This is a genomic window from Catenuloplanes atrovinosus (assembly GCF_031458235.1).
GTDB lineage: Bacteria > Actinomycetota > Actinomycetes > Mycobacteriales > Micromonosporaceae > Catenuloplanes > Catenuloplanes atrovinosus.
This window is the reverse complement of record NZ_JAVDYB010000001.1, coordinates 1,227,871-1,244,914: the sequence shown is the minus strand read 5'-3', so window position 1 is coordinate 1,244,914 and position 17,044 is coordinate 1,227,871. Positions and strand designations below refer to the sequence as shown.

Below are 17,044 nucleotides of genomic sequence, written 5' to 3'. Positions count from 1 at the left end.
TCACGGTGCCGAGCTTGCGGAACTCGCCGCGGCGCGAGTACGTCCAGCGGTCGTAGGTGATCTCGTAGACCGCGTCCGACCGGTACTGGTTGCCGGTGTCCTGGTAGGTACCCAGGTTCAGCGCGATGCTACCGCTCATCGCGCCGGTGTCGTGGCCGCGGGCGACCATGCCGGTGACACCGGCCGCCGGGCCCGGGTACCGCGGTCCCATCACGGCGCCGGAGTGGTCCTCGCCGCGGCCGGCCGCCTCGCCGAGCGTGCCGCCGGTGCCGGTGGTGCCCGGCGTGGAGCCACCGCCCTTGACCGCGAGGATCACCAGGTTGTCGGTGACCGCGTGCGAGGTGTCGGGGGTGTCGTGTCCGGGCTCGGTGTGGTCGGTCGTCGCGCTGTGCGCGTGCGCGTCCGCCTTCGCGGCCGGGAAGAGCAGGCCGACCATGGCGCCGGCCTCGAACTCGTTCGTGTGCCCGTCCGTCTTGTTGAGCTTGATGTCGGACTCGGCGTAGTTCTCGTGCACCGACGTGCCGAGCGCGTTCTCGTGCCTCGCGTTGACCGTGCGGAGCTTGACCGTGAGCGCGTGCTGGTGGCCGTTGGGCAGGTCGGGCAGCGGGATCGGCAGGCCGTCCTCGCTGACCAGGAACGGGCCGGAGGACTCCAGGAACGTGGGCCGGGTGCTGCGCTCCTGGTGCTCGGTGGGCGGCGCGATCAGCGCGGTGGTGACGAAGTCGTTGAGCACGTCGACCAGGCCGTCGAAGTCGGTCGGCACGGTCTCGGCGATGCCGGTCTCGTCGGTCGTCTCCGGCACCGCCTCGCTCGTGGTGCCGGGCGTCTCGGCGTCCGGTGCCGTCTCGGCGGTCTCCGGAGCCGGGGTCCGGCCGGGCGGCGGGGCCTTGCGCAGCTTGTTCGGGTGCGCGTCCCGGTAGGCGGCCTCGTCGGCGAGCTTGCGGTCCAGCTTGGCCGGCAGCTCGGCCGCGGCCTTGACCAGCGCGTCCGTGCGCAGCAGCGTGAGCGGGATGCCGTTGAGGCCCTCCTCGTGCAGCGGCAGCACGGTGTCGTCCTCGCGCAGCACCGAGGACAGGTCGTCGCCCTGGGTGATCTTGCCGATCGAGTCCGCGGTGCTGAGCGGCAGGTCCACCGGGCGCAGCAGCGAGTGCGGCACCGCGACCGTGGACGTGACGTTGTCGCCGGTGATCGTCTCCACGGCCGCGCTGAGCACCGGGCCGAAGTCGCCGCGCCGGGCCACCACCGAGACCGTGTAGACCATCGGGTACGTGAAGCGCCGCGTGCCGCCGGAGGCCTTGGTACGCCGGTAGCCCTTGATCGCCGAGGTCGCGACGATCTTGTGATGGCGGCTGAACTGGTACCCGACCATGCCCGGCGTGACCTGGAAGTTCACCACCTTGTGGGCGCGCAGCCGGAACGTGGCGCGGCCCTTGGCGCCGACCTTGCGGTGCCGGTCCTTCATGACGTCGACCTGGCGGGTGCCCTTGGTCTGCGTGTCGACGGTCATGCCGTACTTCTCGATGCGCTTGCGCATCCCCTTCGGGACCGGCCGCGGGCCCGGCGTGCCACCGAGGTCCGTGTAGGACTTCAGCGGCAGCATCTTCGCGCCGACCCGGGTGGTGATGACGTATTCGCCGATCTGGATCCGGTGGGAGAGCGCGCCACCGCCGATGCCGCCGCGCATCGCGCCGCGGGCGCCGGGCGCGCCGTACTTCTCCCGCAGCGCCCGGTCGGTACGCGACCTGAGCGCGCCGTCCGTCTCGGCCTTGATGCCGAGCGCCTCGATCCGGCCGTCGATGAGCCGGTGGACGGTCGGCAGCACCTGCTCCGCGCCGGTGCGCTCGAACACGCCGCCGCCGGTGCCGATTCCCTTGTGGAGCGACAGCGGCTCGCGGGCCGCCACCGGGTCCGGCCCGGTGGGCGGCGTCTCCACCACGATGCCGGCACCGGACCCGGCCAGCACAACGGCCCGCGACTCGGTCCCCACCGGCTCGGTGGTGACGGTCGTCTCCCCGGTCTGCGCCGGCTCCGTGGTGACGGTCTCCGGCTCGGTGCTGGTGGTGCCCGGCTCCGGGGCCGGCGTACCGGCGGTGGTCTCCGGGGTGTCGGCCGTGTAGGTGTTGGCGATGCCGCGCGGCATCACGCGCACCAGCCGGCCGAGCGCGTCCACCCGGTACGTACCGAAGCCGGGGGTCTGGTATTGGTTCAGGTCCTCCCGGGTGGCGAGGACCGCGTTCTCGTGCGCGAGCACCGACCGCCAGCGCAGCCGCGCCAGGCCGGAGAGGTACTTCGGCGGGATGATCGCGATCCGCTCGCCCGCGTTCAGGTGGGCCAGCACGTCGGCCCGGTGGCTGAACACGCGCGGCAGCGGCGAGCCCTTCGGCGCCGGCGTGGTCTCCGGCGTGGTGGGGTCGCCGAGGACGCGCGCCTCGAAGTCCGCCCGGTCCGCGTCCAGCACGCCGATCTCGCCCGGCGTGGTGGCCTGCGTGGTGATCGTTCCGTAGTCGTCGGAGACCACGGTGACGTCCACGGTGAGCGCGCTGCGGTACCGGGTGAGGTAGTCGGTGCGCGCGATCGCCCCCTTCGCCTGGCCCTGCCCGGACGCGGACTCGCCGCGCCCGGTCCCGGAGCCGACCTTGACGGTCACCTCGGGCGCGGACGCGTGCGACTTGACCGGCGCGGACGGGTCCCAGCCGAACGTGATCGAGGTGCTCGTCTCCTTCGAGCCGCCGACGTGCGCGGTGAACGTCTCCGCGATGTCCTCGCGGAGCATCGCCGGTACGTCCGTGGTGTCCACGTAGTCCATCCGGCTCGGCCGCGCGCCGATCAGGATGTGACCGGCGAATCCCTTCGGGACCAGCCGCTTGGTCTCGAACCAGGCCCCCTTGGTCGCCATCCGGGACGACGAGAGGCTGTCCGAGAGGAACCAGCGGTTGCGCTGCTTGACCGACTTCTGGTTCAGGAACTCCTTCTCGATCTCGAAGAGGATGTCGGCGCGCGTGGTGGCCGGCACGCCCGCGTCGCGCAGCGACGTGTTCAGCTTGTCCAGCACGCCCTGCGTGTCCACCGAGTTGAGCACGGTGGTGAAGTCGTGCAGCGCGTTCGGGTCGGTGACCGGCCGGCCCGGTCCGGCGGGGCGGCCGTCGGCCGGGCTGGAGAACGCGCGCGGCTGTGCCAGGCGCAGGTCGAACAGCTTCACGCTCGGTTCCGGGGCCGGGCGCAGCGCGTCCAGGCCCGGCTTGCGGAGCCGCCCGCCCTTCGGCGGCCCGACCAGCTCGGCCTCGACCGTCAGCCCGCCGGCGAAGTTGAGCATGTCGTTGAGCGGGACGCGGTCGCCGGACTGCACCTCCATCGCGATGCCGTGCGTGCGGGACTGCTTGGCCTGCACGTCCACCTTCAGCTGGAAGCCCATGTGCGCGACGTCGCCGACCGCGCCGTGCGCGTGCAGGATCGGCTCCATCGCGACCGGCAGCCCCTGCTGGGTCTTGACCGCCTTGTTGTCCGTGTACGAGGTGTCGCCGAACTCGTTGACCGCGAGCTTGACGTTCGCGTCCGGGTCGTTCGGGTCCTTCGGCGCCGGCGGCGTCTCGGCCAGCCCCTGGAGCCCGAAGCGCAGCCGGACCCGGTTCCCGCCCACCTTGATCATGGCGCCGTGCTGGAGCATCGCCTCCCAGTGCCGGTTCTCCGCGTCCTTGTCCTTGGCACGCTCCGGGTTGACCAGCAGCGCCTTGATCTCGGCGCGGGCGCTCTTGACCCAGGGCGCCTGCAGCTGGAGCCCGTCCAGCCAGGCGTCGACGCGGGCGCCGACGTCCGTGCTCTGCGCCGGGTCCATCAGGCCGAGCACGTAACCGTCGCCGAGCACGTTGTGCTCCGCCAGCGACCACTGCGGGCGTGCGGACAGGCCGGCGTCGGTGTCCGGGTACGCCTCGCCGGCCTTGCGCGCCTGCTCGAGGATCTCCGGCCCGCGCAGCCAGGCGGCCATGCCCTCGCTCGGGTCGCTGTAGAACCCGTCCGTCTTCGGCGGCAGCAGCCCGGCGTTCTGCAGCGCGTCGTACACCCGCTCCGGCGGGTTGGTCGCCACGATGTCCGCGGCGGACGCGACGGCGGTGTCGATCGCGGCCTGGACGACCGGGCGCAGGCCGTCGAACGTCTGCAGCGCCCAGGCCCGGGTGACGCCCTGCCGGTAGACGTCCTTGCTGACCGCGTCGTCCGGCACCAGCTCGGCCAGGCGCGTCTTGGCCGCCTCGGTGGTGTAGAGCGCCTGGATCCGCTGGTACGCCGTGTGCATCACGTAGGCGGGCACGGCCGCGGCCAGGTCCTCCGGGGTGGCGGTGGCCGGGTCGTCGCCGATCGCCGGCACCAGGTCCAGCTCGCCCGGCCGGTCGCTGGGGTTCCACCGCTCGAACCCGCGCTGCACCGTGTTGAAGAACTCGCGGCTCGGGCGCTGGAGTTCGCCGGTCCGCATCGTCCGCACCTCGCGGAGCGCGTCCTTGACCGCGTCGACCGGCGCGGCGGCGTCCCGGTGCGCGGTCTCCGCGTCCGTCACCGCGCGGGCCAGCCGGTCGCGCTCCGCGGCCAGGTCGGTCTCGCTCGGGTACCGGCCGTTCTCCCGCACCGCGTCGCCGTGGGCGCGCTCGGCGTCGCGTACCCGGGACTCGGCCTCGGCCGCGTTCTCGGTCAACGTCCGAAGCTGGTCCCGGAGCGGGTCGACGACCCGGTCGAGGTTGGCCACGGCCTCGTCCATCGCCTCGACCCGGCGCTGCGCGGTGTCCAGTTCGCCGAGCGCGCGCTGGTGCTCGGCGTCCGCCTCCCTGATCCGGTTCGTGTCCAGGCGGGCGGCGCGCGCCTCCTGCAGCGCCGCGAACGTGCTGACCACCTGCTCACGCAGCCCGCGCAGCGAGTTTCGCACCCGGTCGGCCTCGGCCCGCGCGCCGGTCAGCCGGTCGTCGGCGCGGCCGATGCTCTCGCCGAGCCGGTCCCGCGCGCCGGCCGCCTCGGTGTGCGCGGCCCGGCTCTCGTCCAGCGCCCGCGTGGCGGTGGTGAGCGCGTCGCGCGCCTCGGCCGCCCGCCGCATGGTCAGGTCGTGCGCGGCGAGCGCACCGCGCGCGTCGTCCACCTGCCGCGCCGCCGCGGCCACCACCGGCTCCAGCCGATTCCGCACGATCGGCGCGGCACTGTTCAGCACCGTGTCGATCGCGGCCCGGCTCTCCGGCGTCTCGGTCTCCGGACCGGTGCCCGGTCCCCGGGTGCCGGCGGATTCGGTGCCGGTTCGCGCGTTGGAGCTCTCGGCCGGCGACTCCGGCTCGATCGTGGGGGTCGCGCCGGCGCGGTCGGAGGGCTCGTCCCAGCGGACCGGGATGTCGAGGGAGAAGAAGTTCTTGCGGTCGGTGTCCGGGCGGACCTTGTCCTTGGCGATGCCCTCGGCGACGATCTGCTCGACCGCCTGGCTCTGGGCGAACCAGGTCTTCTCGCCCTTCCGGCCGACCTGCTTCTCGACGTACGTGAAGAGGTTGGACTGGCCGCCCTTCTCCGGCGCCAGTTCGAGCGACCTACCCGGCGCGTCGTCCGACTGGGTGAGCCACCAGGCCAGGCGGCCGCGCAGCTTCTGGTACTCCGAGCCGCCCTTGGGCGCGGGGTCGGGCGTGGCCTTGGCCTTCATCACCTGGATGCCGGTGGTGAACCGGTACGGCGGGTCGCCCTGCGCCGGGTTCAGGTGGTTCACCATGCTGATGTCCTCGGCGGACGCGGTGAAGACCGGCGCGAAGTTGAGGTTCTCGGCCGTCATCCGCTCGATGTTCCAGAGCGCGGCCTGCTGGATGATGCCAGGCTTCTTCGGGCCGGAGAGGTCGGCCGGCGGCGCGGCCAGGCCGGTGTTCAGCTCGGACCGGGCCTGGTCGGCGCTCTTGGTCAGCGTGCCGCCGTTGAAGCCGACCGCGACGTCGTCGCCGAGCGCGCTCTCCACCACGCCGAAGTCCGGGCGGGCACCGTCGGCGCCGTCCGCGACCGGCAGGTTCTTCAGGCCGACCACGTTGTCGTCGAGCAGCCACGCCTTGTCCCAGGCGTTGCCGGCGGACTCGCCCTTGCGCTGCTGGACGTGCTTGCGCATGTCCTTGGCGAAGCTGATCGCGGCGTGCCGCGCGGCGCCGAAGCCGACCAGCTCGATCTTGACGTTCTTGTACTTGCCGTCGCCGACCTTCACCGGCTTCTGCATGGGCCGGCCGAACGAGTAGCCGACCACGTGCACGCCGAGGTCGCCGAGCGCGTCCTGGTACGTCTTCAGCTCGGACTCGTGGACCACGACGTAGATGCCGCGGTCGCCGCCGGCCGACTTCCGCGCGTAGATCGGCACCGGGTCGTGCTCGTAGGTCAGCTCGTACCGGTCCCGGCCGTCCGCGGTCTTGCCGGCCCTCTCGAACACCGGGCTCTCGCTGTCGCGCGCCTGCGTGAGCTGGTCGCGCATCCACTGTGCCCGGCCGCTGGAGATGACCACCATCGGGGGCTGCCGGTTCGCCGCGGACTCGGCCGTGACCAGCGCGCCCAGGTCCGGGCCGGAGATGTTGACGGAGCCGAGCAGGCCCTTGGCCTTCATCAGGTCGAGCTGCGCGGTCGCGACCTGCTCGGTCAGCTCGCCGCTGCGACCGTTGAACTCGATCTTCTCGAGCGTCGTGTACTTGGACGTGACCAGGTCGCTGGCCGGGTCGTAGCCGTCGTTCCACTTCGCGGCGATCGGGTTGTCCGCGGGCGGGACCGGCGTGCTGACCGAGGGCGGTACGTCGTGCACCGCGTCCAGGCTGGCGGCCTCCAGCACGGCCGGGTCGACACCCTTCGTGGGTACGAACCGGTACTGCCCGTTCGGCGGCGCGGTGGCCTGGGCGTCGGACTGGCCGTCGTAGAACGCGACGCCGTCCGGGCCGGGCTCCATCCGTACCGCGTTGAACGAGTGCGTGAAGCCGGAGACCGGGTCCTTGACGACGACCACGCCACGGGACCCGACCTCGGTGAGCACGGACTCGATCGAGGCCAGGTCCGGCATCCGGGTCAGCGGCGCGTCGGCGTACCCGGACAGCACCGCGACCTCGTTCGCGACGCTCGGGAACGCCTGGTACGTCGTGGTGCTGCCGTCCGGCTGGTCCTGCTTGCCCAGGTGCAGATCGGTCGCGATGGAGACCGGGATGCAGTTGGTCCGGTTCTGGCCGCCCCGGGCGTAGTCCGGGTTGAGCCGTTCGGTGCCCGGGTGCCGCGCCTTGAGCAGGGCGACCGGGCGCGGCGAGCCGATCGGCTGCCAGGCGGCCGGGGTCGGGCGCGCGCCCGCGGCGTCGGGCGTCGGCGCGGGCACCGGCGGGGTGGCGTTCCAGGTGACCGGGATGCTCTGCTGGAAGAAGTTCGTGGTGGTGCTCTGCGCCGGCTCGTACTTCTGCTTGTCCAGGCTGGCGGCGATGAGTTGCTCGACCGCGCGGTTCTTGGCGAACCACTCGCTGGTCGGGTCCTTGCGGCCGGCCGGCTTCCGCGCCTCGATCTCCGCGTTGCGGTCCGCCACCGCGTCGTACAGCGGCGTCGGCGCGCCGTTCTCGGTGGTCAGCCGCAGCGTCGGCTCGGGCGCGTGGCGGGACTCGCTCATGAACCAGGCCATGACCGGGCGCTGGATGTTCGGCGCGGAGTCGGCCTTGGCCTTCAGAATCTGGACCCGGGGCGTCCAGCGGTACGGCGGATCGGCGTCGCTGTCCTTCGGGTTGAGGTGGTTGACCATGCTGACGTCCTCGGCGGACGCCACGAAGATCGGCGAGAAGTTGAGGTTGTCCCGCGTCATCCGGTCGATGTTCCAGAGCGCGGCCTGCTGGATCAGGCCGCGCTCCTTCGGGCCGGTACGCCGCAGGTCCGCCGGGTCCGAAGCGAGCGACGTGCTCATCTCGCCGTGGAAGTCGCCGGGCGACTTCGCCATGGTGCCGCCACCGAAGCCGAGCGCGATGTCCCCGTCCAGCGCGTTCTCCGCCGCGCCGAAGTCCCACGACACGTTCGTGATGCCGTCGTCGTCGGTGCTGTCGGTCAGCGGCAGGTTCTTCAGCCCGACCACGTTGTCGTCGAGCAGCCACGCCTTGTCCCAGGAACTGCGCGGCGACTCGGGGTTCTGCCGCAGCAGCGCGTCGTGCACGTCCTTGGCGAAGCTGACCGCGGCGTACCGCGCCGCGCCGAAGCCGACCAGCTCGACGTCCTTGGGCGTCTTGCCGATCAGTCCCTCGCCCCGCAGCGGCCGGCCGAACGAGTAGCCGACGACCTTCACCCCGAGACCGTCCAGATCCCGCTGGTACGTCCGGAGCTCCGACTCGTGCACCACGATGTAGACACCGCGGCCGTCACCCGCGGACTTCGCCGCGTAGATCGGCTCCAGGTCCCGGTCGAGCCGGTAGTTGCCGGCGCCGTCCTTGGAGATCGGGGTGGCGAACGAGTCCCGCGAGTCGGTGAGCTGCTGCTTGATCCACTTGGACCGGCCGCTGGAGATGACGATCATCGGGGGCTTGCGGTCCGCCGAGTTCTCCGCGGTGACCACGTCGTTCAGGTCCAGCCCGGTCAGGTTCACCGAGTCGAGGAACCCGGCCTGCTGGAGGGCGGCGAGCCGGTCGTCGGCCATCTGCTGGGTGAGCTTGCCGCTCTCCCCGTCGAACGTGATGCTCTTGCCCTCGAACGGCGCGTACTTGCTGGTGACCAGCTCGTCGGCACCGTACTTGGTGTTCCAGTCCGCGCGGACCGGGTTCGCCACCGGGTCCGGGGCGTCCTGGGCCGGCGGCACCCCGCCGGCCCGGTCCTCCCGGGGCGGCACGCCACCGGCGCGGTCCTCCCAGCCGGACGGGATGTCCAGCTCGAAGAGGTTCGTGCCGGGATCGCTCGGATCCGAGGAGATGACCTTGTCGTCGATGCCCTTGCTGATGATCTGCTCGACCGCGTGGTTCTTGGCGAACCACACCTTCGTCGGGTCCGGGCGCCGATCGGGCCGGCGGTCCTGGATCTCCCCGACCTGCCGTTCGATGGAGTCGTACAGCGGCTCCGGCCGGCCGCCCGGCGTCTGCACGCGCAGCGCCGGGTCGGGCACGTCGCTGGACTCGCTCAGCCACCAGGCCAGCACGGCCCGCCGCGGGTTGTCCACGCCCGCCGCCTCGGCCTTCAGCACCTGCACGCCGGGGCGGAACTGGTAGGGCGGCGGCGCATCCCGGTCGGCCGGGTTGAAGTGGTTCGTCATGCTGACGTCTTCGGCGGAGGCGAAGAAGATCGGCGAGAAGTTCCGCTTCTCGTCCGCCATCCGCTCGATGTTCCAGAGCGCGGCCTGCTGGATGATGCCGCGTTCCTTCGGGCCCTGCAGGTCCGCCGACGGCGTCGCCAGCGACTTGTTCATCTCGTTCTGGATCTCGGCGGCCGGCTTCGCCCGGGTGCCGCCGCCGAACGCGAGCACGTAGTCGTCGCCCAGGACGGTCTCGGCCGCGCGGAAGTCCGGCGTCACCTGGGTGATGTCGTCCGCGTCCACGTGCTCGGACACCGGCAGGTTCTTCAGGCCGACGACCGTGTCGTCCATGACCCAGGCCTGGTTCCACGGGTTGCGCGGCGCGTCACCGTCCTGCGGCAGCCGGCCGCGGATGTCCTTGGCGAAACTGATCGCGGCGTACCGGGCGGCGCCGAAACCGACCAGCTCGACGTCCTTCGGCGTCTTGCCGATCAGGCCCTTCCCCTTCAGCGGCTGGCCGAACGAGAAGCCGACGACCTCCACCCCGAGACCCCGCAGATCCCGCTGGTACGTACGGACCTCCGACTGGTGCACGACGACGTAGACGCCGCGGTTCGGCCCGGCCGACTTCGGCGCGTAGATCGGCTCCAGCGGACGGTCGACCCGGTAACCGCCGTCGTCCTTGGTGATCGCGGTGGTGTAGCCGTCCCGCGACGCCTCCAGTTGCTCCCTGATCCACTTCGACCGGCCGCTGGAGACGACGATCATCGGGGGCTGCCGGTCGCGTGCGGACTCCGCCTCGATCACCGTGTTCAGGTCCGGCCCGGTGAACGTCACCGACTCCAGGAACCCGGCCGCGTGCAGGACGTTGAGCCGGTCGCTCGCCATCTCCTGGGCCAGCTTGGCGCTGTCCCCGTCGAACGTGATGCTGCGGCTGTCGAACGGCGTGTACTTGTTCGTGACCAGGTTGCCGGCCAGGTAGTGCGCGTTCGGCTCGGCGCGGACCGGGTTGCGCTCCGGATCGGGCCGGCCCGGCCGCTCCGGCGTGGGACCGCCACCCGCGCGGTCGGTCTCCGGCGTCGGCGGCCCGCCGGCGCGGTCCGGGCGCGCTCCCCAGTTCACCTCCGGCTGCAGCCCGAAGATCTGCTTGCTCTGGTCCGGCTTGATGTAGTTCTTCTCCAGGCCCTCCGCGATGAGCTGCTCGATCGCCTGGCTCTTGGCGAACTGCGCCTGCCGGGCCCGCTGCACCAGCTCGGCCCGGCTGGTCGGCCTCGGGCCCTTGCTGGCGACCTTGTCACCGACGAAGTCGTACAGTCCGACGGGCCGATCGCCGCCGGGCTTGACATGGATCGATTTGCCGGGTGCCTCGCTGGACTCGGTCAGCCACCACGCCTGGTTGTTGCGCAGGTTCTGGTACGTCTTGTCGGCCTGGACGTTGACCTCGGAGTCCGGGTACGCCGAGGTCTTCAGCACCTGCACGCCGGACTTGATCTGGTACGGCGGCTCGCCGTGCGGATCCAGGTTGTCCAGGTGCTTCATCATGCTGACGTCCTCGGCGGACGTCGCGAAGATCGGCGAGAAGTTCAGGTTCTCGTCCGTCATCCGCTGGATGTTCCACAGCGCCGCCTGCTGGATCATGCCCTTCTTCTTGGGCACGTCCAGGTTGGCCGGCCGCGACCCCAGGCCGGTGTTCAGCTCGCTGCGCACCTCGGAGTCCGGCTTCGCCGCGGTGCCGCCGCCGAACCCGACCACGAAGTCGTCGCCCAGGGTGTTCTCCACCGCGCCGAAGTCCGGGCGGGCCCGGCCGCCCTCCGCCGGGTGCTCCTTGACGTCGAGGTTCTTCAGGCCGGCCACGTTGTCGTCGAGGATCCACGCCTTGTCCCAGGCGGTCTGGGACCGGTCCCCGTCCTGGTCCAGCAGCCGGCCCCGGACGTCCTTGGCGAAGCTGATCGCGGCGTGCCGCGCGGCGCCGAACCCGACCAGGTCCACGTCCACGCTCGGGATGCGCTTGCCGCCGGTCGCCTTCGGCACCGGGCCGCCGAACGAGTAGCCGACCACCTGGACGCCGGAATCCCTCAGCGCCTCCTGGTACGTCGCGAGCTCCGAGTCGTGCACGACCACGTAGACGCCGCGGTCGGAGCCGGCCGACTTCTCCGCGTAGATCGGCACCGGGTCGTGCTCGTAGGTCAGCTCGTACCGGTCCCGGCCGTCCGCGGTCTTGCCCGCCTTCTCGAACGCCGGGCTCTCGCTCGCCCGCGCGTCCGCCAGCTGCTGCTTGATCCACTCGGACCGGCCGCTGGAGATGACGATCATCGGCGGTTCCCGGTCCGCCCGCGCCTCGTTCTCCAGCACGGTGGCCAGGTCCGGCCCGGTGAAGTGCACCGAGTCGAGCAGGCCGCTGTCCTGCAGCAGCCGGATCCGGTCCGCCGCCGCCTGCGCGGTCAGCGCGCCGGTCTCCGCGTCCAGCGTGATGTCGGCCAGCGGCGTGTACTTGCTGGTGACCAGCGAGCTGTCCGCGTAGCCGGAATTCCAGTCCGCGATGATCGGGTTGTCCGCGCCGGAGGTGTCCCGGTCCTTGCCCTTGCCGCCCTCGGCCGTGTCCGGATCCAGGTCCGAGTCCTGCTCGGCCGGGTCCAGCGCCACCGCGTCCAGCGCGGCCGGGTCGACGCCGCTGGTCGGCAGGAACCGCACCCGCGCATCGTCCGGCGCGGTCGCCTGCGCGCCCGACTGTCCATCGTAGAAGGCCACGCCCTCGGGGCCGGGCGCCACCCGTACCGCGTTGAACGAGTGCTGGAACCCGGAGACCGGATCGCTGACCACGACCACGCCGCGGGAGCCGACCTCGGTCAGCACCGAGTCCTCGATCGTGGCCAGGTCCGGCACCGGCGTCAGCTTCTTGCCGGACCAGCCCTCCAGCACCGACACCTCGGTGGCCACCGACGGGAACGCCTCGTACCGCGTGGTGCTCCGGCCCCGGCCCCGGGCCTCCCGGTCGCCGATGTGCAGGTCGACCGCGATCGACACCGGAATGCAGTTGGTGAGGAACTCACCGCCCCGGGTGCGCCCGGAGTTGATCCGGTTGATCCCCCGGTTCTCGCTCACCAGGGTACGCACGGCGCGCCCGGAACCGACCGGCTTCCAGTTGCCCGGCACGTTCCGCCCGCCCGCGACGTCGACCGCCGGGAGCATGCTGCGCATCGCCGGCGAGTCCGTGGTCAGGCCGGACTCCGGCCCCGGCGTCGACGTGGTGCGCGGCAGCTGCCGGTCGAAGCTGTCCACCATCGTCTGCCACATGTTCTGCAGCGCGTGCGGCGGAATCAACAGCGGCGCGCCATCCGGCGTGCTGCTGACCGCGTCGTCGCCCGAACGCGACCCGGAGTCGTCGATCGTCAGGTCCGGCAGGCCCAGGCTCGGCGCGATGTGGATCATCTGCTGCACGACCGGCGCGTCGATGCCGATCGAGTTCGCGTCGCCGTGCTGGTCGCCCGGCCACACCGTGATCGTGGCGTGCGCGTCCTCCGGCGTCTCCGGCGGCACGATGTTCAGGTGCAACTGGTGGCTGTCGCCGCGCAGGTGATACTTGCCGTTGATGTCGGAGTCGACCTGCGAGATCAGGTTGTTCGCCAGCGTGGACAGCTGCTGCGGCGTCACCCGCGGGCCGGGCACCAGCAGGCTGTCGATCCGGGTCGCCTGGTCCGGCGTGAGCCGCGTACCCGGCGTGATCGACGACCGCGCCGCCTCGACGTCCGCCGGGTTCAGTCCCGGACCCGGCCGCAGCGCGTCGTGCAGCGCCGCCACCTGCCCGCGGGTCAGCGGCCCGTCCGTCTGCAACGCGACCCGCGCGGTGTCCACCTGCGACTGCGTGACCTGCCCCGGCACCAGCTGCGGCTTCCAGGTGACCTCGGCGACGCTCCGCCCCGGCGACACCTCGATGTGCTTGACGTCGAACCGGATGTCCGGTTTCCCGGCGCCACCCTTCCCCTGCGACTCGACCTCGACCCGCTGCGTCGGCGCCTGATCCCCCTTGCTCCGCCAGTCCTCCGGCCGCATGAACTCGCCGTCCCGGCCCGCATCCGGCGTACTCTCCGGCGCCACCGCCCCCGGCACGTCCACGCCGCCCGCGCCGTCGTCCGCGATCTCCGGCGTCCCCACCTGATCCGGCTGCGGCGACGCGGCCACGACCGGCTTCGGCGCCCCCACCTGCGACTGGCTGTCGCTCTCCGGCTGACTCACCTGCGACTGCGGCTGGCTGGCCGGCGCCTGCGACTGCGGCTGATTCGCCGGCGCCTGCGCCGGCGTCGGCGACGCCGGCTGATTCGCGGGCGCCTGCACCTGCGTCTGCGGCTGATTCACCGACGTCTGCGGCTGGCTGACCGGCGACTGCGACTGATTCACCGGCGACGGCGACTGCGGCTGGTTGGCCGGCGCCTGAGACTGAGTCTGCGGCTGATTCGCCGACGACTGCGATACCGACTGGCCAGCCGGCGACTGCGATTGCGACTGCGGCTGGCTGACCGGCGCCTGAGACTGAGTCTGCGGCTGATTCGCCGACGACTGCGATACCGACTGGCCAGCCGGCGACTGCGATTGCGACTGCGGCTGGCCGGCCGGCGCCTGAGACTGAGTCTGCGGCTGATTCGCCGACGACTGCGATACCGACTGGCCAGCCGGCGACTGCGACGGAGTCTGCGGTTGGCTGGACGGTGCCTGCGTTTGGGTCTGCGGCTGGTTCGCCGGCGCCTGAGACGTCGACGACGTGTTCTGCGGCTGCGGGTTCGACGTCTGCGCCTGAGAAGGCGACGACGATTGCGACTGCGGCGAGGTTTGCGGTTGCCCGGCGCCCGACGACTGCGACTGACCAGCGCCCGACGATTGCGTCTGCGGCTGCGCCTGCGCCTGGCCCTGACCAGCACCCGACTGCGACTGACCGGCACCCGACGACTGCGTCTGTACCTGGCCCTGACCAGCACCGGAAGACTGCGTCTGCGGCTGACCAGCACCGGACGACTGCGTCTGCGTCTGCGCCTGCGACTGCCCGGCACCCGAGGATTGCGACTGACCAGCGCCCGAAGATTGCGACTGGCCCTGACCAGCGCCGGACGATTGGGTCTGCGGCTGCGCCTGCGCCTGGCCCTGACCCGCACCCGACGACTGCCCCTGGCCCTGACCAGCACCCGACTGCGACTGACCGGCAACCGACGACTGCGACTGACCAGCACCCGAAGATTGCGACTGGCCCTGACCAGCGCCGGACGATTGGGTCTGCGGCTGCGCCTGCGCCTGGCCCTGACCCGCACCCGACGACTGCCCCTGGCCCTGACCAGCACCCGACTGCGACTGACCGGCGCCCGACGACTGCGTCTGTACCTGGCCCTGACCCGCACCGGACGACTGCGACTGACCAGCGCCGGACGATTGGGTCTGCGACTGCGCCTGCGGCTGACCAGCACCGGACGACTGCGTCTGCGGCTGCGCCTGCGACTGCCCGGCACCCGAGGACTGCGACTGACCAGCACCCGAAGATTGCGACTGGCCCTGACCAGCGCCGGACGATTGGGTCTGCGGCTGCGCCTGCGCCTGGCCCTGACCAGCACCCGACGACTGCCCCTGACCCTGACCAGCACCCGACGACTGCCCCTGACCCTGACCAGCACCCGACGACTGCCCCTGACCCTGACCAGCACCCGACGACTGCCCCTGACCCTGACCAGCACCCGACGACTGCCCCTGACCCTGACCAGCACCCGACGACTGCCCCTGACCCTGACCAGCACCCGACGACTGCCCCTGACCCTGACCAGCACCCGACGACTGCCCCTGACCCTGACCAGCACCCGACGACTGCCCCTGACCCTGACCAGCACCCGACGACTGCCCCTGACCCTGACCAGCACCCGACGACTGCCCCTGACCCTGACCAGCACCCGACGACTGCCCCTGACCCTGACCAGCACCCGACGACTGCCCCTGACCCTGACCCGCACCAGACGACTGCCCCTGACCCTGGCCGGCACCCGACGACTGGGTCTGCACCTGACCCTGGCCGGCCCCAGAGGACTGGCCCTGGCCCGCGCCGGACGACTGCGACTGGCCGGCGCCGGACGACTGGCCCTGACCCTGACCAGCACCCGACGACTGCGACTGACCGGCACCAGCGGACTGCGATTGGCCCTGACCAGCACCGGAAGACTGGCTCTGGCCGGCACCGGACGACTGGGTCTGTACCTGACCCTGCGACTGGCCAGCACCGGAAGACTGACCCTGCCCGGCGCCCGACGACTGGCCCTGGCCCGACGACTGGCCCTGGCCCTGGCCCTGGCCCGCCCCCTGGCCCGACGACTGGCCCGACGACTGGCCCTGGCCCTGCGACTGGCCGGCACCGGAGGACTGGGATTGGCCGCCGGTTGCCTGGGGGCCGCTGGAGGAGGTGGGGAGCGGGGAGCCGGAGGTGCCCTTCGACTGCGAGGAGTTCGTCGAGGACGACGAGCCCTGCTGCGACTGCTGGCCGGACGTGCTCGACGACTTGTTGCCGGTCGCGGTGTTGCCGGAGGAGTTGCTGGTGCTGCTGGAGTTGGTGGTGGCCAGCGGGGTGGAGGTGTCCGTCTGCGCGCCGCTCTTCGCGTCGCCGGTGGACCGGTCGGGCGTGCCGGCGCCGCGGCTGTCCGTCTTGCCGTCGGACTTGCCGTCGCCGGTGGTGTTCGAGCCGCCGGCCCAGCCGTCGCCGCGGTTGACCTCGTCGGAGCCGTATGCCGGGGGTTCCGCTCCGTCGTCGGAGCCGCTGCCGGCGCCCTTGTCCTCGGCGGAGTACTCGGGCGGGCCCTCCGAGGTGGTGTCCGGGCCGTCGGCCAGCGATGTGCCGTCGAGTTCGTCGATGCCGCGGAGGCTGTCGCCGGCCGCCTTGGCCCCGGCTCCACCGTCGCCGCCCTCGCCGGCGCCGCCGATCGCGGCGGAGGTGACGGAACCCCAGTTGAACTCCTCACCGGTGATCTTCGCGGTGATGCCCTCGGAGATCGCGCCGCCCGCGCCCTGTGCGGCCGCGGACGTCAGGCCGTACCCCGCCTTGAACTTGAGGTCCGTGATCTCGCGGGTGATCGAGTCGGGCTTGAGTTCCTTGGTGATGTTGTCGGCCGCGTCCTTGAACGTGTCGGGCCCGTCCGGGCCGGTGGGGCGGCCCTTGGCGATCTTGTTCATGATGCCGCCGGCGGCGGCGCGGCCGGCACCGGCGGCGACGCCGCCGAGGACGGCGCCCCAGGCGCTCTGCTTGAGCGAGTCGGTGTCCCAGCCGTACTGCTGGCCGAGCATCTGCTTGATGGCCTGGTGCAGGAAGTCGATGCCGAAGCCGACGACGAACTCGACCGCGATCTCCTGCAACAGCGTCCGGAGGATCGCCCACAGGATGGCACGTCCGGCGGCGAGCACGGCCGGGACCGCGAGCGCGCCGAAGATGGAGGCGATCAGGGCGCAGATGGAGACGAACAGGATGGCCAGCTGGACGCCGATCATGATCTTCGTCTTCTCGATGCTGGCCGACGCGTTCATCGCGCTCTTGGCCATCTCGTCAGCGTCCTTGATCAGCTGATCGAGCGCCTCCGGAAGGTTCCGCTGGAGGTTGTCCGTGTACAGCCGGGCCGCGGAGCCGTCCATCGCGTCCGCCACGGTCCGGCCGACCGGGCCCAGGTCCTCCTTGACGGCCTGGGCGACCTTCTTGAACTCCATCCACGCGTGGTGGATCTCCTCCAGGCCTTCCTCACTGCCCTCGGGCCATTCCATGCCGACGGTCACCTTCAGGAATCTCTGAAGGTGCTCGGGCAGTTCGATGGATCCTCCGGGCAT

General features: G+C 71.7%; 1 protein-coding gene (cut by a window edge). It reads right to left on the bottom strand.

Features of this window, described 5'->3' with window-relative positions; genetic code table 11:
- On the bottom strand, positions 1–17,044 hold the start of the coding sequence (locus tag J2S41_RS05300; protein WP_445343917.1) for a WXG100-like domain-containing protein. The gene continues 26,870 nt to the left of window position 1, outside the view; the window shows 17,044 of its 43,914 coding nt (coding positions 1–17,044); the start codon lies at positions 17,042–17,044; the stop codon falls past the left edge of the window.